Source organism: Nitrospirota bacterium, from assembly GCA_016214845.1.
Lineage (GTDB): Bacteria > Nitrospirota > Thermodesulfovibrionia > UBA6902 > UBA6902 > SURF-23.
In genome coordinates this window covers 75,170-92,382 of the sequence record JACRMS010000030.1, presented here as the reverse complement: position 1 = coordinate 92,382, position 17,213 = coordinate 75,170, and the positions used below count along the sequence as shown (strand labels likewise).

19 protein-coding genes are annotated in these 17,213 nt (G+C 47.2%); all 19 read right to left on the bottom strand.

Annotated features, from left to right (window positions below; genetic code table 11):
* Positions 1-28: 28 nt before the first annotated feature.
* The 19 genes from HZB61_10485 to HZB61_10395 all read right to left on the bottom strand — a co-directional run bounded on the left by HZB61_10485 (position 29) and on the right by HZB61_10395 (position 17,205).
* The gene (locus tag HZB61_10485; GenBank protein MBI5057029.1) at positions 29-808 is read right to left on the bottom strand and encodes a flagellar basal body L-ring protein FlgH; all 780 of its coding nucleotides are present in this window, start codon (positions 806-808) and stop codon (positions 29-31) included.
* Positions 780-1,490, bottom strand: a complete 711-nt coding sequence (gene flgA / locus HZB61_10480; protein MBI5057028.1) for a flagellar basal body P-ring formation protein FlgA — start codon at positions 1,488-1,490, stop codon at positions 780-782. Before flgA ends, HZB61_10485 begins: the two co-directional genes overlap by 29 nt.
* Positions 1,491-1,524: 34 nt before the next feature.
* A complete protein-coding gene (gene flgG, locus HZB61_10475) occupies positions 1,525-2,313 on the bottom strand; it encodes a flagellar basal-body rod protein FlgG (protein ID MBI5057027.1) in 789 nt (262 codons plus the stop codon).
* A gap of 126 nt (positions 2,314-2,439) precedes the next feature.
* Entirely contained in the window at positions 2,440-3,147 is a 708-nt protein-coding gene (flgF, locus tag HZB61_10470) for a flagellar basal-body rod protein FlgF (GenBank protein MBI5057026.1), read from the bottom strand.
* Positions 3,148-3,361: 214 nt separating this feature from the next.
* Positions 3,362-3,529, bottom strand: a complete 168-nt coding sequence (locus HZB61_10465; protein ID MBI5057025.1) for a hypothetical protein — start codon at positions 3,527-3,529, stop codon at positions 3,362-3,364.
* A gap of 45 nt (positions 3,530-3,574) precedes the next feature.
* Positions 3,575-4,306, bottom strand: coding sequence for a FliA/WhiG family RNA polymerase sigma factor (locus HZB61_10460; protein MBI5057024.1), 732 nt, complete (start codon positions 4,304-4,306; stop codon positions 3,575-3,577).
* The gene (locus HZB61_10455; protein MBI5057023.1) at positions 4,300-5,121 is read right to left on the bottom strand and encodes a MinD/ParA family protein; all 822 of its coding nucleotides are present in this window, start codon (positions 5,119-5,121) and stop codon (positions 4,300-4,302) included. The genes HZB61_10460 and HZB61_10455 overlap by 7 nt, the downstream gene beginning before the upstream one ends.
* A 2-nt stretch (positions 5,122-5,123) precedes the next feature.
* Positions 5,124-6,221: a flagellar biosynthesis protein FlhF gene (flhF, locus tag HZB61_10450; protein ID MBI5057022.1), complete on the bottom strand. Its 1,098-nt coding sequence runs from the start codon at positions 6,219-6,221 to the stop codon at positions 5,124-5,126.
* On the bottom strand, positions 6,211-8,223 hold the full coding sequence (gene flhA / locus HZB61_10445; GenBank protein ID MBI5057021.1) for a flagellar biosynthesis protein FlhA: 2,013 nt from the start codon (positions 8,221-8,223) through the stop codon (positions 6,211-6,213). Before flhA ends, flhF begins: the two co-directional genes overlap by 11 nt.
* A gap of 21 nt (positions 8,224-8,244) precedes the next feature.
* On the bottom strand, positions 8,245-9,282 hold the full coding sequence (gene flhB / locus HZB61_10440) for a flagellar biosynthesis protein FlhB (GenBank protein MBI5057020.1): 1,038 nt from the start codon (positions 9,280-9,282) through the stop codon (positions 8,245-8,247).
* Positions 9,283-9,397: 115 nt separating this feature from the next.
* On the bottom strand, positions 9,398-10,192 hold the full coding sequence (fliR, locus tag HZB61_10435; protein ID MBI5057019.1) for a flagellar biosynthetic protein FliR: 795 nt from the start codon (positions 10,190-10,192) through the stop codon (positions 9,398-9,400).
* Positions 10,193-10,233: 41 nt separating this feature from the next.
* Entirely contained in the window at positions 10,234-10,503 is a 270-nt protein-coding gene (fliQ, locus tag HZB61_10430) for a flagellar biosynthesis protein FliQ (protein ID MBI5057018.1), read from the bottom strand.
* Positions 10,500-11,249 (bottom strand): flagellar type III secretion system pore protein FliP, encoded by a 750-nt coding sequence (gene fliP, locus HZB61_10425; protein ID MBI5057017.1) that lies wholly within the window; start codon positions 11,247-11,249, stop codon positions 10,500-10,502. The genes fliQ and fliP overlap by 4 nt, the downstream gene beginning before the upstream one ends.
* Positions 11,246-11,560 carry a FliO/MopB family protein gene (locus HZB61_10420; protein MBI5057016.1) on the bottom strand — a complete coding sequence of 105 codons (315 nt, stop codon included), beginning with the start codon at positions 11,558-11,560 and terminating at the stop codon, positions 11,246-11,248. Before HZB61_10420 ends, fliP begins: the two co-directional genes overlap by 4 nt.
* Positions 11,557-11,880, bottom strand: a complete 324-nt coding sequence (gene fliN, locus HZB61_10415) for a flagellar motor switch protein FliN (protein MBI5057015.1) — start codon at positions 11,878-11,880, stop codon at positions 11,557-11,559. The genes HZB61_10420 and fliN overlap by 4 nt, the downstream gene beginning before the upstream one ends.
* 68 nt (positions 11,881-11,948) lie before the next feature.
* The gene (gene fliM / locus HZB61_10410) at positions 11,949-12,923 is read right to left on the bottom strand and encodes a flagellar motor switch protein FliM (GenBank protein ID MBI5057014.1); all 975 of its coding nucleotides are present in this window, start codon (positions 12,921-12,923) and stop codon (positions 11,949-11,951) included.
* Positions 12,920-13,423 carry a flagellar basal body-associated FliL family protein gene (locus tag HZB61_10405; GenBank protein ID MBI5057013.1) on the bottom strand — a complete coding sequence of 168 codons (504 nt, stop codon included), beginning with the start codon at positions 13,421-13,423 and terminating at the stop codon, positions 12,920-12,922. Before HZB61_10405 ends, fliM begins: the two co-directional genes overlap by 4 nt.
* A gap of 670 nt (positions 13,424-14,093) precedes the next feature.
* Positions 14,094-15,836: a hypothetical protein gene (locus HZB61_10400; protein MBI5057012.1), complete on the bottom strand. Its 1,743-nt coding sequence runs from the start codon at positions 15,834-15,836 to the stop codon at positions 14,094-14,096.
* Between the two features lies 1 nt (position 15,837).
* Entirely contained in the window at positions 15,838-17,205 is a 1,368-nt protein-coding gene (locus HZB61_10395; protein MBI5057011.1) for a hypothetical protein, read from the bottom strand.
* Between the last annotated feature and the right edge of the window lie 8 nt (positions 17,206-17,213).

Below are 17,213 nucleotides of genomic sequence, written 5' to 3'. Positions count from 1 at the left end.
TTCTCGTTACTCGTTACTTGTCACTGCCTTAAAACGGCCATATCCCATCGAGTATTCTTACAAACCATCCGGGGCTTTGCTTTTCCTGCAAGACGCCGTCGCCTACGTAATAAATCTGTGCGTCGGCCACTTTGGTGCTTGAGACCGTGTTGGCCGAATCAATATCGTCCGTCCTTACTGTACCGGTAAGAACCAATATCTGTTTCTCATTATTGATGGTCAGTTCTTTTCTTGCTTCCAGCATGAGGTTCCCGTTAGGCATTACTTCTACAACCTTTGCGGTTATTGTAGCTACAAGTTTCCCCTCTCTGTTTGTGTCCCCCTTGCCTTTGAAATCCGATTTGGATGTGCTCTTGACCTCGGGCTGAAAAACATTACCGTCCTTAAAGAGGTTCTTCAGCAAGAAGGCATTCTGAAGGTTAAAATCATTGTTCATTCCGAACAAGTTCTCGAGCTTGAAATCCAGGGTCGAATCACGGCTTGTTTGCGTATCCGCTGTTCCGGAGCCGGTGAGGGTTTCCACAATGTTTATTGTCACCAGGTCATTTAATCTCCTGGCCTTTGTATCTTCAAAAATATTTTTAGAATCGCTCCAGAGGGAATTGGCAGACCTCCTGACCATTTCGTCTTCAAACGGATAAACATATTTCGGCGGAGGAGGAGGCAGCATCGACGACGGCGTGGCACAGCTCAGCAGAACACAGAACACGGAGCACAGAGCACAGACAATGAAAGCCTGTCTTATTGCTTCTGTCTTATTGCTTCTGACTTCTGTCTTCTCAGAGTTCCACTCTAACCGTGTTTTCATCGATTAAAACTCCTCTCACCTCTTTTTTAGAGGACACATTTATTGCTCTTATCTGCATCCCTACATACCCCTTTTCTTTTGTTTCACCGATTGCCGTAATATTTATGCCCTGTGAATATATTAAGAGCGCCACCCGGCTGCCCTTTTTTACAACCTGCTCTTTCTCGATCATTCTTTCAGTGATCGTTGCGTTTGCAACCGTGGAAACTTTAAGCGGCTTTCCAATAATCGTTTCAGGCCCCCTGACAGCTTCCTGGGGCATTTTATTGATTTCCACCTCTGATTGATAAATGTCATCAGCATTCAAGACATATCCCTTCCTGAAAGGCCTTTTACTTTTGATGACCTTCTCAAAGGCCCTGACATCCGCCCTCACAGTAACTTTCTGCCCGTCGTTAAAGATATATGAGAATATGCTATTGCCGAGAGGGCCTTTTTCAACCACGATCATATCGGGCGTTTTATCAGGCACGCTGCCGTTAATTTGGATATTGCTCACTTCGATCGTCTCCCAGGGATAGTTGTCCCTCAGAAATGTTTTTAGAGTGTCTTCGGGACTCCAGGAAGAAGCAAAGGCAGAAGTAACGAGTGATGAGTGACGAGTGACGAGCAAAAGAAGAACAAAACAAAATACAGCTATCCAACTTCTTCTGAATTCTTTTCTTAACTTTTCGTTTCCCATTCTTTCCTCGTTACCCGTTACCTGTTACCCGTCACTACCTTTTAATATTGTTCGCGATTGCGAGCATGTCATCCGACGACTGTACCACTTTAGAATTCAACTCATAGGCCCTCTGGCTGACGATCATATTCACCATTTCTTCAACTATGTTCACGTTGCTCATCTCAAGAAAACCCTGGTTAATGGACCCAAGCCCGTCTGCGCCAGGATTCCCTGAAGTAGCTTCGCCTGAAGAGCCTGTTTCAAGAAAAAGGTTTTTACCTATCGCCTCAAGACCGCCCGGATTAATAAACTGCGACAACTCTATCTGTCCTACCTGCGTAGGCGTGGAGCTTCCGGCCTCCAGCGCGGACACGGTCCCGTCCTGGGTTATTGTGATCTGAAGTGTGTTGGCCGGAATTGTAATTGCCGGCTCCAGGGGGTATCCGTCGGAGTTTACCATCTTCCCTTCGCTGTCAAGCTTGAAAGAACCTGCGCGCGAGTATGCAACTTCACCATCAGGCTTTAATATCTTAAAAAATCCCTGCCCCTCTATCACAAGGTCAAGGTTGTTTCCTGTAGAGACAAAATCTCCCTGCTGAAACATCTTCTGCACCGCAGCAGGTTTAACGCCCAGACCTACCTGTATCCCTACCGGAAGTTCTACGCCTTCGGCAGAGGACGCGCCGGGGGTTTTCAGTCCCTGGTACAGCAGTTCCTGAAAGTCAGCCCTGCTCTTTTTAAATCCGGTTGTATTTACGTTTGCGAGGTTGTTGGATATAACGTCTATATTAAGCCTCTGCGCCTCCATCCCCGTCGCCGCTATGAACAATGACCTTTGCATTTTTTATCCTCCCAATGCTGTCATGCCCGAAGTTTTTAATCGGGCATCCAGTTCTTTATTTACTGGATTCCCGCTTACTGACTGCGGGAATGACGCTAATATAGCTTTTTTCATAAACGCTCAACTTTATTTACCCATCTCATTTGTGACTTTTGACGTCGCATCATCAAATGACTGGATCATCTTCTGATAAGCCTCAAATTCCCTGATAGCGGTTATCATCTGCACCATCTCTTTGACCGCGTCGACATTAGATGACTCAAGAAAGCCCTGGCTGACTGATGATTTAACTTCTTCGCCGGGCATGTCCGTTGAAAATGCCCCGCCATTTAATTTTCTGAGTGTGGTCTTGTCCGGAAAATCAACGATCTTCAGTTTCCCGACAGATATGTCATCAACAAATACTTCGCCGGATGTGCTGATATTGATCTTCTTTCCCTGCACTGATATCGGGCCCCCGCTGCCGAAAACTTTTGTCCCATCCTGCGCTGCGAGGTAACCCTCGCTGTCAATCTTGAAATTGCCGTTCCTCGTATACTTATTCCCCTCAAGCGAAAAAAAGCCTTCACCGTTGACTGCCAGGTCAAGCGGGTTGCCTGTGCTCATGATACCGCCGCTTGAAAAGTCATTTTCAACCTTTCCGAGCTCGGTCATTGTCCTTCCATCTGTAACCAGCGGCGGTTTATTGTCCACCGGGATTAGATAGTCCTTAAATGATATCCGCTCTTTTTTATAGCCCGGGGTGCTCGCATTCGCAACATTCTGGGCAAAGAGGTCCATATGTCTCTGCTTTAAAATTGCTCCTGAGAGCGCTATGTACATTCCTTTATACATTTTTTATCCTTTATGTCTCTGAGATATACTGCAAGCCTGATGCCAGCAATTTTCTCCCTGGATTCCATTCTCACTGCTGTAAAATCAACCACTTACATTTTCTCCCTGAAACCTTACCGTCAATTTTTTGGTTACCCGGAGGAAATATTTTCCTGATAGAAAATATTTTCCTTCCGCATCATTCCCTGGTTCCTTCACTTTATCGCTCCAGCTCTCATATCCTGATGTCCACCCTTCCCTCTTTTTCTGTCCGGTCTTCCTGCTCCTTTTTCTTTTCTCTCTTCTGGTCCTTGTTCCGGTTTCTGCGGTCAGTCTGTTCGGTCTCCTGCTCTTTCTTTACAACCGGTGTTCCGTATATGTTTCCCAATCCGTCCACTGCCATGGCCGTATCCCTTCCTTCAGCCCTCCGACTTCATCCTTCCGCCTTTTATCTCAGCTCCTGGACTTTCGACTTGAGCTTTACAAGCGCCTGCGTGTGGATCTGACAGACACGGGACTCTGTAATGCTCAGGACCCTGCCGATCTCCTGCATAGTAAGCTCTTCATAGTAGTAAAGAGACAATACAAGCTTTTCTTTCTCCGGCAGCGTGTCTATCAGTCCCGCGAGCTTGTCCTGCACGTCCTTTTCCTCAAGCGACTCAAGCGGCGTCTTTGCCGTAGGGTCGGCAATACATTCAGAGAGATTCAAATCGCTGTCAGCGTATTTAGTGTTCTTGAAATCTTCCATCCTTATCGGCGAGGCGGAAACCGCGTATTGCAAAATCTTGTAGTATTCATCAAGCGGCATCTTGAGTGTTTTTGCCACCTCAGTATCGTCAGGCATCCGGCCGTGCTTCTTTTCAAGCCTTTCACGCGCATGATTGATTTCGTCAATCCTTTTTCTCATAGACCTCGGAATCCAGGCCGTGGCCCTGAGCTCATCTATCATCGCGCCTTTTATGCGCAGCTCCGCGTATGTCTTGAGCTTGACCTTGCCCGGTTCGAATCTCTCAAGAGCGTCCATCAAACCCATAAGGCCTACGCTTACCAGATCATCGATAGTCACGTGTGGAGGGAGCTTCCATGAAAGCCTGTAGGCGGTGTATTTGATATAAGGCAGAAATTCCTTAATTATCTTTTCTTTCTGTTCTTCTTTTATCTCTGTCTTGTATTTTAGCATTTGGCCCTCAACAGACCTCCAAGAAAAAACTGGAGTGTCCCTTTAATGTTATTGTTGTTTTCACTGGAAATTTTATCGGCAATTTGCATTATGCTCTTCGCGGCCTCGCTTCCGGGATAAAGTTCAATCAACGCCTTTTGCTGACGCACTGCCTTCTGCAGTAAATTGTCATACGGCACAAACCCGAGGTAATCAAGAGATATGCTGAGGAACTTTTCCGCGGCGGTCGCAAGCCTCCAGAATACGTCGGTGGCCTCTTTAGCGTCTTTCACGTTATTGACAAGGACCTTAAAATTCTTTTCCTGGTATTTGGTAAACAGGACCTTTATAAGAGCGTATGCATCGGTCATCGCTGTCGGCTCTGCTGATGTCACTATGACTATCTCCTGCGCCGCCATGCAGAAAAACGCGACGTTTGTAGATATACCGGAGGATGTATCTATCAACAGATAATCCACGTCGCCGTCATAAGCCTCGAACTCTTCTATAAGCCTGAGCCTCTGAAATTCATCCAGCTCCGTAAGCTCCTGGATACCTGAGCTGGCCGGCAGCACCTTGATGCCCATCGGCCCTTCGACGATAAGGTCTTTTAATGTCTTTTCTCCGTTAAACAGATGCTTGATGTTATATTTCGTTGCGAGGTTAAGTACAACGTCTATATTGCTGAGCCCGAGGTCCGCGTCAAATATAAGCACCTTTTTATTGAGCTTGCTTAACCCGATCGCAAGGTTTGCGGTGATATTAGTCTTTCCGACCCCGCCCTTGCCGCTTGCCACCGCTATTGTCCTGATTGTCTTTCCTTCAGCGATATTCATTGTTATGCGCTCCCTGTTCTTAATATGAGATTGGTCAGTTTTTTGTTGTCAACAAATTCTATATTGCCCGGCACCCTCTGCCCTGTTGTTATATACGCGACAGGTTTTTTGTAAATGCGGCATAGGTTGTATATCGATCCTAATTTCACGGCCTCGTCGGTCTTTGTGAAGGCAATGTAATCTATGGGAAGCGCGCCGTAGTGCTTATGAGTTTCCATGAGAAAATCATTGTCGCTGGACGCGCTCAGCAATAGTTGGGTTTCAACCGGCAGTCCCATTTTATAAACATCCTTAAGACTCCTGATGTATTCATTGTCCCTGGGGTTCTGTCCCGTGGTGTCTATTAATATTACGTCCCTGTCCGAAAGCTTCCTTATGCCCTTCTTTAGCTCTTCCGTGCCTGAAACGACCTCAAGGGGGATCCCTATCATCTTCGAATATATCCTTATCTGCTCTATCGCCCCTATTTTGAAAGTGTCGACCCCGATGATCCCGACCTTTCTTCCCTCTTTGATCGCCTTTGACGCGAGCTTGGCGATGGTTGTTGTCTTGCCGACCCCGGTAGGGCCTATGAGCATCAGCATCCTTCTGCTGAACTGACATGACATGTCCCAGACCTTTCTGGTAAAAAGCCTCGCCGAATTCATATCGTCGGTCATGATCGTTTCGAGCTCCTCAATACTATTGGTCCTTTCAATAATACTGAGGGCAAATTCATCCTTGATCGATTTCTCGCGCAGGAAGTAAAATATGTTCCTCCTGTTTTCCGGCAGCGTCATTTCAAAACCGCTGTTTCTCATTATCTCTATGCTCTCCCTCAGGCTTCTAAGCTCGTTCTTCAGCTCCCTGATGTCGCTGTTATGAACTGAAGGAGACGAAGTTCCGCCCTGTTCAGGCTTGCTGAAAAACGGCGCCGGAGAATTAATCCCTGGCGCTCCGCTTGTGTCAACGTCATAATCCACCGCAGCTGTGATCTCCACAAAAGACCTTGCGCCCTTTTTGTCTTCCGAAGAAAGTATCACGGCGTCTTCGCCGAGCTCTCTCTTTACCTGCGCAAGGGCCTCGCTGAAATTTCTCGCCTGAAACTTTTTAATTTTCATACTTCACCATTCCTCTTATATCAAGATTTGTAGTAGACACGATTTCCGAGCTTGAAAGCACAATTATCGAGGAAGAGATCCTTTCAACTATCCTCCTGAGGTATCTCCTGATATTCGGAGAGCATAGGATAACCGGCTGTATGCCTTTCATTTTTCCCGAGGTAAGGACTTTTTCAATGCTCCTCACCAGCTTGTTGATCAGATCGGGTGTTATGCCGCCGCTGTCGGCCTGGGACATTATTTTCTCAAAGGTCGGGTCCAGTGTAAAAACCGGGAGCCTGCCTTCTTCATTGAGGTATTGTTTAGTTATCGTCCTTGCAAGCGCCTGTCGCGCGTATTCAGTAAGGGCTTCAGGGTCTTTTACGTTAGGCGCGTAATCCAGCAGTGTATCGAGGATGCTTATGATGTCCTTGATCGGCACCCTCTCCTTCAAAAGATTCTGAAGCACGCGCTGCACGCCGCCGAGCGTGATATGCGCGGGAATGAGCTCTTCGACAATCTTCGGGTATGATTTTGAAATATTATCCAGTATCTTTTGCGCCTCTCCCCTTGTAAGCAGCTCCCAAGCGTGTCCTCTTATAAGCTCCGTCACATGCGTGCCTATGACAGTGGCCGTGTCAACAACCATATACCCCGACAACTGCGCCTTCTCCACGTCGTTTTCTTCGATCCAGTACGCTGGCAGGCCGAACGCTGGCTCTTTCGTGGGGACGCCGTCAATCTTCTCGGCCTCTCCTGATGCGACCGCAAGCCAGTTGCCCATCATTACCTCGCCGCGCGCGATTTCCACTCCGCGGATCAGGAAGCTGTACTCGTGGGGCCTTAACTGCAGGTTGTCTTTTATGTGGATCGGCGCAACAACAAAACCGATCTCTGTTGCAACCTGCCTTCTCATGGCCTTGATCTTTTTAAGCAAGTCCCCATGCGGCTCATCAACAAGCGGTATGAGCCCGTAACCTATCTCCAGCCCGAGCGGGTCAAGCTCCAGATAGGATTCTATCTTAGGCTCATCAGAAGCCGGCTCCGTTATTATCGTCTTTTCTTCTTCCTCAGCAGGCATCTTTGTCAGCACGTACGCCATTCCGCCTGCGCCTGCGGATATCAGAAAGAAAGGTATATGCGGAAGTCCCGGCACAAGCCCGAGTATCAGTAAGACACCCGCAACCGTAACAAGCGCCTTCGGGTTTACCAACACCTGCTGCGTTATGTCTCTTCCGATGTCGCTGTCTTTCCCCGCGCGGCTGACAACTATACCTGCGGCAGTTGACGTCAGCAGGGCCGGAATCTGTGATACAAGACCGTCTCCGACGGTAAGTATTGTGTACGTCTTTGCGGCCTCTGCGATAGGCATACCTTTTTGCAGGATGCCGATGATCAGCCCGCCCACTATATTGATCGCCGTGATAGCCAATCCCGCCACCGCGTCTCCTCTGACAAATTTGCTCGCGCCGTCCATTGCCCCGTAGAAATCAGCCTCCTGGGCTATTTCCTCCCTGCGCCTTCTCGCTTCTTTGTCATCAATAAGGCCGGAATTCAAATCAGCGTCAATGGCCATCTGTTTTCCGGGCATGGCGTCCAATGTAAACCTTGCCGCAACCTCAGCGATCCTGCCCGAGCCTTTTGTTATGACCACGAAATTTACGATTACCAGAATAAGGAATATAATTATTCCGACTGCGTAGTTGCCGCCAACAACGAAATTCCCAAAAGATTTTATGACCTGTCCAGCCGCGTCCACTCCCTCATTGCCTCTTAGAAGTATAAGCCTCGTTGACGCGACGTTCAGCGCCAGCCTGTAGAGCGTGGCCATAAGCAGGATTGAGGGGAGGACTGAAAAATCAAGAGGCTTCCTGATATAGATCGAAGTGATCATTATCGTAATAGACAGTGAAATGGAAACCGAAAGGAATACGTCCAGGAAAAATGGCGGAACCGGGAGAATCATAACACCGATAATCGAAACCATCAGTATGGCAATGAACACGTCCTCCCTCTGCCTCATTAATGTCAATAGTCGTATCACTTATATCCTCCCCTTGAGCTTGTAAATGTACGCGAGTATCTTCGCTACCGCCACATAGAGTTCTTCAGGTACAAAAGTTTCCAGGTCAAGTTTAAAAAGCGCCCGCGCAAGAGGCTTGTCCTCAACGATCGGCACGCTGTGTTCGGCTGCGATCTCTTTGATCTTCTGGGCGACAACGCCGGCGCCTTTAGCAATTATCTTCGGAGCGGCCATCTTTCCCTCTTCATACATGAGCGCAACAGCAAGGTGGGTCGGGTTTGTAATTACAACGGTCGCCTTCGGCACTTCCTGCATCATGCGCTTTCTCGCCATGTCCCTCTGAATGCTCCTTATCCTCGCCTTTATCTTCGGGTCGCCTTCCGACTCTTTCATCTCTTCTTTGACTTCCTCTTTCGTCATTCTCAAGGAACGCTCATGCTGCCATTTGTCGAATATATATCCGACAAAAGCCACTACGGAATAATAAAGGAACGCTATCCCAGCGGCCTGCATGATCATCCTGCCGGATGTCTTTACCAGGGGCCCCAGCTCCATCGCCGCAAGAGCAGGAAGGACCTTCAAGTCTTTTTTTAAGATGTAATATACGACCCATGCGCCTACGCCAAACTTCAAAAGGCTCTTCAATAACTCGGTGATACCCTGCATTGAAAAAAGCCTTTTTATCCCTGAAAGCGGACTGGCTTTCTCAAATTCAAGAGTGAACGGTTTTATTATAAAACCGCCCTGGGCAACGCTTGTCAGCGTACCTAAGACCGCGGAGGCCAGCAAAAACGGCATGACCGCTTTGACGAAATATACGATTGCGATCCTGCAAACCTCCATAGGGTCTCTTCCGTACTGCATCCCGAGAAAACTTCCCGTCATGCCGGACAAGCTTTTGAAGAAATATTCACCGCCGAAATAAAACACCATCAATATTCCCCCCGTTGACGCAACTGAGATGAGGTCGCGGCTCTTTGCGATCTGGCCCTTTTCCCTCGCCCTCTGTTGTTTTCGGGGCGTTGCCTGTTCCGTTTTCTCCTGAAATTCTTCCGCCATAATTAATTCTTAATTCCTGATCCGCAGATTACACAGATTGACGCAGATTCTTAAAAGAGCTTTTACCTGATCGGTGAAATCTGCGAAATCTGTGGAAATTTTTTTAAACAATTTTTCATCCTCTCGCCAACAGTACAATACGCATCATCTCGTTCTTTAAGTCACCGAAATTTATATTCAGGACATATTCAAAAACAGGGATGCCTAACATTATTAAAAGCAGCCCCAGGAAAATATTTAACGGCAACGCGATAAAAAATATATTCATCTGAGGCGCAACCTTGGACAAAAATCCCGTCAGCAGATTTGATATCGTCAGGCCCACGATAACAGGCGCCCCGAGTTTCAGCGCGAGTACAAACATCTTGGTCCCCATGGCAAGCACCTGGGGAATTACAGCCGCAAGGTTCATCTGTCCCGCAGGCAGCAGTTCGAAGCTTTTTACAAAAATATATATGATTTCGTGATGCGCGTCCGTGACAAGAAAATACAGCATCGCCATAATTCCGAAGATCTCGCCTATGAGAGTGTCCTGTCCGATCTCAGGGTTGAAAATGCCGGCAACGCTCAGGCCCATTGTCTGGCTGATGATCTGTCCGGCAAGATTTATCGCCATAAAAACAAACCTGACAGTCAGTCCGAGGGCAAGCGCGATAAGCACCTCTTTGACAATGATCAGGGGAATGGAATCTTCCCTGATCTCGAACTTCACGGCAGGCGCCAGGAGTATCGCGATGAAAAATGCCAGCCCAATCCTGAACTGCCCCGGCAATTCCTTGCCTCCGATGATCGGCAGGAAGCTTACAAAAATGCTGCTCCTGATGAAAATAAATAGAAAGTTGGTCATATAGCCTGAGAGGAATTGCAGGTTGGTATTATTAAAGCTGTTTATCAATGTCGCAGTTTTCATTTTTTACTTTCTTACTTCTGCATTTTTGCTCTTTTGCACTTTCATTTTATATACACCGGTATCTGTTGTATCAAATTAGTAGTAAAGGCTATCATCTTGCCAGACATCCACGGCATCAGGAGAAAGAGGCATATGAACACCGCCAACATTTTTGGTACAAATGTCAGGGTGAATTCCTGTATCTGCGTTATTGCCTGGAAGAATCCGACAAGCACGCCAACAACCAGACCCACGAGCAGCGGGGGGCCGGCAACAAGCAGCATTGTTTTAAACGTCTCTTCAGAGATTCCTCTTACAAATTCAGGGCTCATGAAAAACTCCTTATCATTGAACCTACTATCAGGTTCCAACCGTCAACAAGGACAAACAAAAGCAGCTTAAAGGGAAGCGATATCATTACCGGCGGCAGCATCATCATGCCCATGCTCAAAAGGATGCTCGCAATGACCATGTCGATTATCAGAAACGGCAGGAAAAGCAGAAAGCCTATTTCAAAAGAAGTCTTCAGCTCGCTTATCGCAAAGGCCGGCACGAGAATGCTCATCGACAGGTCTTCGGTTGTCTTTGGCGGCGGGTTTTTTGAAAGGTTCACAAATAATGCTATATCTTTTTGTCTTGTCTGTTTAAGCATGAATTCTTTTATAGGAGGCGTGGCCTGTTCAATGGCCTCGCTGAAATCTATTTCTTCATCTATGTATGGAGTGAGCGCCTTTTCAGTTACTACGTTGATCGTCGGCGACATGATATAAAATGTCAGGAACAGCGAAAGCCCGATAATGACGGGGTTTGGCGGAATGGTCTGCCCGCCGAACGCGTGGCGCAAAAAAGACAGCACGACTACTATGCGTGTGAACGATGTGAACATGATCAGTATCGCGGGCAGGAACGAGAGAAAACTGATAAGAAGGAACACCTGGATCAGCGGATTGTCAACGTCCTTGAAGTCAAATGCATGTGCCGTAGATGTGTTAACGAAGATGCTGAACAACAGGAAAGCGGCGGTTGTGACGGCCCTTGCCAAACCTGTCTTCTGTCTTCTGTCTTTTGTCTTCTTCATTTCTCCTCTGTCCTTACTCTCGATTTAAATTTTTCCAGCTTGCTGTGAAAGCCCTCGTTCTGTGTTAAATCAAGTTCGTCTTCCCTGAATACTTTCAGCAGGCTCATCTCGCTTGATGTCACGCCAAGTATCAAAACTTCCTTCCCAACTTTCAATGCCGCAACGCCTTTTTTGGGGCCGAACGGCTGGTAGCCGACAACGCTCATAAGGCCGAACTTGTTCTGTTTTTTCTTCAGTAAAAATCCGGCGCCGGCTATGAGAAGTATTACAAAGAGAAGCGCCGCGACCATCTGAAAATAAGTTCCGGTCATTTCAGCTGGCTCAACCTTTCCGACGGGCTTATTATGTCAGTAAGCCTGACGCCGAACTTTTCATTTACAACAACAACCTCTCCTTTTGCTATAAGCCTGCTGTTTGCCATTATCTCCATCGGCTCTCCAGCGAGTTTTTCCAGCTCAACTACCGATCCCTGTCCAAGCTGCAGCAGGTCTTTTATCAGCATCTTTGTCTTCCCTAATTGCACTGTAAGCTCAACCGGGATATCAAGCAGGAACTCTATGTCCCGCTCCGACGATTGTCTCTTCTCTTCCTTCAGATCGCTGAATTCATGATTCTGGACTTCTTGTTCCATTTAAACCTCCTTTAGCGTTATCGCGTTCAATTCTTTAACGCGATAAACGCACAACACGATAACGTTTTTCACTTAATGATTCCCGTTAATTTGATCGCCTGGTTTCCCCTGCTTGCCCCCGGCACCCCTTTGAATTTCGGCGAACCCTCGACCTTCACGAGGAGCTCTTCGGTTATTGATTTGCCGACATTCAGAACGGTCCCGACCTCAAAATCCATTACAGCTCCGAAGGTGGTGTTTATAGTCCCTACCTCCGCAGTTATATTTACAAAAGTATCCATCAAGGCTTCTTTCATTACCTGCGCCCATCTGTGGTCTGTCTCAAACTTGTTCCCGTGTATGCCCGAATAAAGTTTTTCTTTGACCGGCTCCACCAATGAATAAGGAAAACAGAAGAACATCTTCCCCGCGAAATCTTCTATCTCTATCAATACCTCAACCTCGATAACGATCTCAGCGGGTGTAACAATTGTGACAAACTGCGGGTTTATCTCGGAGCTGACGTACTCAGGCTGTAAAGGCGCTATAACGTTCCACGCGGAGCCCAAATCTTTCAATGCCAGCTTTACGACCTTTTGTATTACCCTCTGTTCAATCGGGGTAAAGGCCCTGCCTTCCGACTTAATGTGCTTTGCATTGGCGCCCCCGAAGAAAAATTCGATGAACGCGAAAACAAGAGGCGCCTCCAATACAAGCAATGAGTACCCCTTCAGCGGGTCCATTTTGAAAATATTTATACTGGAAGGGACCGGTATGGTCTTTATGAAGTCGCCGAATTTTATTATCTCAACGTTCTGGATGCTGATGTCTATAAATTTCATCAAGAGGGAAGACACGGAGCTCCTGAACAATCTGGCAAATCCCTCATTTGCTACCTCAAGCCCCGGCATCCGGCCCCTGATGATACGCTCCTGGCTTGTAAAGTCATAGGGCCTGACGCCTCCTATGATCTTGTCCCGGGCTTCATCAGTGTCTATTTCGCCTGACGCGACTCCTTTTAACAGCGCATCGACTTCATCCTGTGAAAGTATCTTGTCTGTCATTGCATTACAAATTCAGTAAAATAAAGGTTTTTAAAAATTTCCTTTTCCGCGCCCATTACCTGATTGGCCCTGAAAAGGATCTCGTCTTTTAGTTGAAATTTCCCTTCGGGGCTTGCTATTGAACTCAGGGATTTGCTGCTTACCAGGGTTATTATCGTGTCCCTTAACTGCGGAGTGCGGTCTTTTACAGTTTCTTCGAGGGCCTTGTCCGACAGCTCGAGCTGAACGGTCACCTTGAGATACCTGCCGTGGTCAGCAAGGTTAAGGACAAAAGGGTCAAGCGCCACAATGGCTGTCTTGGCGTGTGTCTCATCCTTTTTTTCTGCGGCATGATCGCCGCCGCCCTTGCTTGCAAGCAGCTTGTACCCGGCAAAACCGCCGGCCCCAAGCACGATGGAAGCGGCAACAATAATTATAAGCAGTTTTTTGTTGCCGCCCTTTTTTCTTGTCACCTTCTCCTCAGGCGTGTCAACCTGAATGTCGTCTTTTTCTTCTGCCATCTCGTAATCCCTCCGTATTAAGCTTTTTATAAATCCTGATTATTATTTTCTTTTTCAGGCAATAATATACAAAATTCATGCCTGTTGTAATGTCTTGATAAATTTAAATTTAAAGAGCAAAAATCATGTCAAAATAATGACCCGTGGATGCTTTATTGGCTGTAACTATAACCAAACGCTCAGATTGAGAAAGTTTTACGCTCAGATTGAGAATTTGTTTTTCAGAAATTGGTGATTTAATAGCTCTTTAACCGCCTTTTTCTTATTTGCGCCGCCAGCACTGTATGTCGTCTTTACAGTCTCAATGTCGAACTCCCCGAACCGTCTGCCTTATCTCCTTGGTGTCGTTTAGGCTCATTATAAACTTACCTTTAATGCCTTTTAACAGGCTATTAAGCCGGTCGAAATCTGCCCTCCCAAATATCCCCTTGCCGTAATAATCCTCGCAGCCGTGGTATGGAGGTCTTTATCGATCCTGAGCAGGTTGAAATTTGAGTGCCTGAGCGTGGATATTGAGAATGTAGGATTAACTATCCTGCTGCGACCCTCCTAAAGTTTTGAGGGTTATCTCCGATAAGTAATTCAATCGCTACAGGAGCAGCCCTTAAGGGTTATCTGTGAACACAGGTAAGTGAGGAGGGGTTGCTACCTCCCGCCTGCTTATTTATTTTTAACCCGGCCATTCGAGGCCGATGATGTTTACTTTCTTTTTGTCAACGCGCCTGATGTTTTCGATATAAAACTTTTTGCCGTTATAGAGCGGGCTGTTTATATCGAAGGTATCGCCTGCGTCGAGGCTGAAATTCTCCCAGAAGACTTTAAAGTTTATATTCAGAAGCTGGGCTTTCCGTTGCAATAATATGAAGTCCATCACGTCATCCGCCATCGCCTGAATCCGGATCGCATTAAAGTACACGTCTTTTTTATATGTGCCGTATTTGGTTTTTGACGCGGCGTCAGACTTGTTTAAGGTGCCGAGGTTGCCGCTGCTGGAATAATCCCGCTTGAATTTCGCAGTCAGATCATTCGCTATATCCACGAGGCGCATTTTGTTGAATGTGAATTTAGAATACTTGCCCGCGAGGCTTGACTTTGAGATGGTTCTTACAGGCGTAGGCGCAACGTCCGGGAGGTAATCGAGATACCATTTGTCGCGCCGGAATTGCAGGGTCGACCGACATTGAAATGCAAGGTTTTTGGCGAATTTATTGTACTCGATCTTATCGTTTATAACAAAGCTAAATTTGTACCCGCCCGTGATCGCTGCTGCGTACAATACGCCTGCGGCGGTAAATGATGATGAGTCAATATCCGTAAGCATAAAATCCATATGATTGCTAATGAAATGTTTTATGACCCAGTCTGGCCGCTCTATTAGATTCCCAATCCCGCCGTAGTCCCCTGTCTCATCAATTACCCAATCCGCGTCGACCGTGACCCGGTCTCCGATCACGATCCTTGCTGAGGATGATACATTCTGCCTGCTGTTGGTGTTCTCGATGGGCGATCTCTCTACTGTGCGCTGCATCCCCGATACAGAAAAGCTGCCGACACTCGGCACAATATAGAATGATACCGCCCAGACATCCGACGTGATCTCGATCTCCACTGACGCGCTGCCGCTTACGTCTATAATATATTCCTTGACCGCCATCGCAGCGCCGGTTTTTAGATTGGTTACTGACGCGATAATTTTTCCCCAGGCCGCACCTGTGTTTGAGACTGAGGCTGTAAATCTCTGAGTTTTTATCTTCCCCTTTTCTGCGGCATATGACAGCCAGACGGACTGCTTACCCAGCATATCTATATTGATAACTGCATTTATCATATCAACATCTGAATAACGGCTGGGCGCCGGGGTGTATGATTGATAACTCACATTGCCTTTTTGTTTGCCGATATAGGTCTCAGCGGTCAATGCGATCACTGCCTTACCTGGGTAGTCCGCGTGAGCATCTCCCGCCTGTCCGCTGTAGGCAACATACTCGGTTGATTGCAGGATCACATCATCGACCTCGACAGACTTGATCTGTTTCAATTTGCCGGATGACACGAGATAGACGTATTCAGTAGCAGCCTCAAAAACAATCTCGTCCTTTTTGTGCGCTGCGGCAGTCGTGCCGTCATACGCGCGCGTGACGACTGTGAATGAGCTGTTGGATTTAGCGGTAACATTTATACGCTCGTCGCCGTTCTGAATAATAAATGGCACAGCAGGGAATTTAGAGGCGTCCTTGACATTAAAGGACGTTTGAGTGGCAGTAATATCCGCCGTCAACGTTGTAACTGCCCCAGCTTTAATGCAGCGGCAGGGGACCTTCTCGACCGTGCCGTACCCGACGTTTGCGATATTACCAACGTCGGCGGGATCGATGTAAGGGAAATCGGTTTCAGTAAGCGTCAATAATGACATATTAGATACCTATCAGCCGGAAGAAATTGTCCTGGTTATCGATATCTATTGTCACTATACTGTCGTCCGGCTTCGCGATCAATAATCGCAGCTCAAATGGGACGTCGTCTGAGGGGGTAAGGTCTGCGGTTTCGAGCAGGAGTTTTGATAATGTTTCTATTGCCCCCGTTACCCATGTTTCATTCTTTGAGGTGTTTGGCAGATCGAGCCAGGATGATTGTCCTTTTGATCTGATCTGTATCTTTGACGCGCAATTTCCCTCGATAGTGTTGTAATAAATAGTTATCGCAATACTCTCAATGTATGTCTCTGTATCATTGGCTCCCGCAGCGCTTTCTACCCCTACAACACACCCGAAACTACTTGCATTAACATCAGCGGGAGTTAATGATAATCCCCATAAGTCAATTGATGACCCAAAAGAATGTTCAATTGGGGTTGTTTGTATCGATCCCCCATTACCATTATTATTACCAGAGATCGCTCCTGCCTTTACAAGTTTCACATTCTTCAGCGCCTGTGCTGCGACAGTCGCTTCAGCATAAGCTTTTACTTTAACCAACACACCTTTTATTGTTGCTGTAGTGGGGATATTAAATTTGAAATCAGTAGTTTTTAAATAATTGGAAATCTGCCCTGCATCTAACGTCACAAATGCGTAATTTCCATCAGGAGTAGCAGCATATGGTATGCTCGCCCATGCTATAGTTCCAACGGAGGCTTCGTTTTCGATTTTATTCCCATATTTTAGTGCACCATCGAACTGCCGGTTGAACGCCAAGTTGGCCTCCATAAACGTGATCTCTTCGACAAACCCCGGATTGATCCTGCTGCGCCAGACCTCAATAGGATTCAGCTCAAGTACTGACACCTCATCAAATAACATTGTCCCGGCCGTAGCTGTGCTCTTCTCGAGATACAACATCGCAGATGTCCCCTGCGCAATAAATTCAAAAGTGTATTTTGTCCAGGATGCGGAGGACGTCTGTTTGCACTCTATTGTATCGTTGCCGGTCACGATGTACGCCCGCGCTGCCTCAGCTCCACTGGATCCGTTTTTAATGTAGAAGGCTACTCGATAGAATTTACCCTTGACCGTTGTCACAGCCTGATACGCCTGCTGGAGACTCCCTCCCGTGCGCGTGATCTCAAGGCAGTTGCCGGACTGGCCGCCCGCCACGCTTGCGAGTGTGGCGTCTACTGCTGTCCATCCTGTTGTATTGGCCGTAAATGCTCCGTTACTGACAAGCTCGCTGCCGGTCGTTGTGAGCGCGTCTGATTTTGTAATGCTGGTCGTAGATTGTTTGCCGAGTATCATCGCGGCATCCAGTGCGTAGCATGTATAGTCGTATGGATTAGTAACTGGCATAGGGCCTC

Excerpts from the sequence above, each read along its gene's own strand:
- flhA (MBI5057021.1), bottom strand. The coding sequence starts at position 8,223 with ATGAGGCAGAGGGAGGACGTGTTCATTGCCATACTGATGGTTTCGATT.
- HZB61_10485 (MBI5057029.1), bottom strand. The coding sequence starts at position 808 with ATGAAAACACGGTTAGAGTGGAACTCTGAGAAGACAGAAGTCAGAAGC.
- fliP (MBI5057017.1), bottom strand. The coding sequence starts at position 11,249 with ATGAAGAAGACAAAAGACAGAAGACAGAAGACAGGTTTGGCAAGGGCC.
- HZB61_10420 (MBI5057016.1), bottom strand. The coding sequence starts at position 11,560 with ATGACCGGAACTTATTTTCAGATGGTCGCGGCGCTTCTCTTTGTAATA.
- flgG (MBI5057027.1), bottom strand. The coding sequence starts at position 2,313 with ATGCAAAGGTCATTGTTCATAGCGGCGACGGGGATGGAGGCGCAGAGG.
- HZB61_10465 (MBI5057025.1), bottom strand. The coding sequence starts at position 3,529 with ATGGCAGTGGACGGATTGGGAAACATATACGGAACACCGGTTGTAAAG.
- flgA (MBI5057028.1), bottom strand. The coding sequence starts at position 1,490 with ATGGGAAACGAAAAGTTAAGAAAAGAATTCAGAAGAAGTTGGATAGCT.
- flgF (MBI5057026.1), bottom strand. The coding sequence starts at position 3,147 with ATGTATAAAGGAATGTACATAGCGCTCTCAGGAGCAATTTTAAAGCAG.
- fliQ (MBI5057018.1), bottom strand. The coding sequence starts at position 10,503 with ATGAGCCCTGAATTTGTAAGAGGAATCTCTGAAGAGACGTTTAAAACA.
- HZB61_10460 (MBI5057024.1), bottom strand. The coding sequence starts at position 4,306 with ATGCTAAAATACAAGACAGAGATAAAAGAAGAACAGAAAGAAAAGATA.
- HZB61_10405 (MBI5057013.1), bottom strand. The coding sequence starts at position 13,423 with ATGGCAGAAGAAAAAGACGACATTCAGGTTGACACGCCTGAGGAGAAG.
- flhB (MBI5057020.1), bottom strand. The coding sequence starts at position 9,282 with ATGGCGGAAGAATTTCAGGAGAAAACGGAACAGGCAACGCCCCGAAAA.
- HZB61_10400 (MBI5057012.1), bottom strand. The coding sequence starts at position 15,836 with ATGTCATTATTGACGCTTACTGAAACCGATTTCCCTTACATCGATCCC.
- HZB61_10455 (MBI5057023.1), bottom strand. The coding sequence starts at position 5,121 with ATGAATATCGCTGAAGGAAAGACAATCAGGACAATAGCGGTGGCAAGC.
- fliR (MBI5057019.1), bottom strand. The coding sequence starts at position 10,192 with ATGAAAACTGCGACATTGATAAACAGCTTTAATAATACCAACCTGCAA.
- fliM (MBI5057014.1), bottom strand. The coding sequence starts at position 12,923 with ATGACAGACAAGATACTTTCACAGGATGAAGTCGATGCGCTGTTAAAA.
- HZB61_10395 (MBI5057011.1), bottom strand. The coding sequence starts at position 17,205 with ATGCCAGTTACTAATCCATACGACTATACATGCTACGCACTGGATGCC.
- flhF (MBI5057022.1), bottom strand. The coding sequence starts at position 6,221 with ATGAAAATTAAAAAGTTTCAGGCGAGAAATTTCAGCGAGGCCCTTGCG.
- fliN (MBI5057015.1), bottom strand. The coding sequence starts at position 11,880 with ATGGAACAAGAAGTCCAGAATCATGAATTCAGCGATCTGAAGGAAGAG.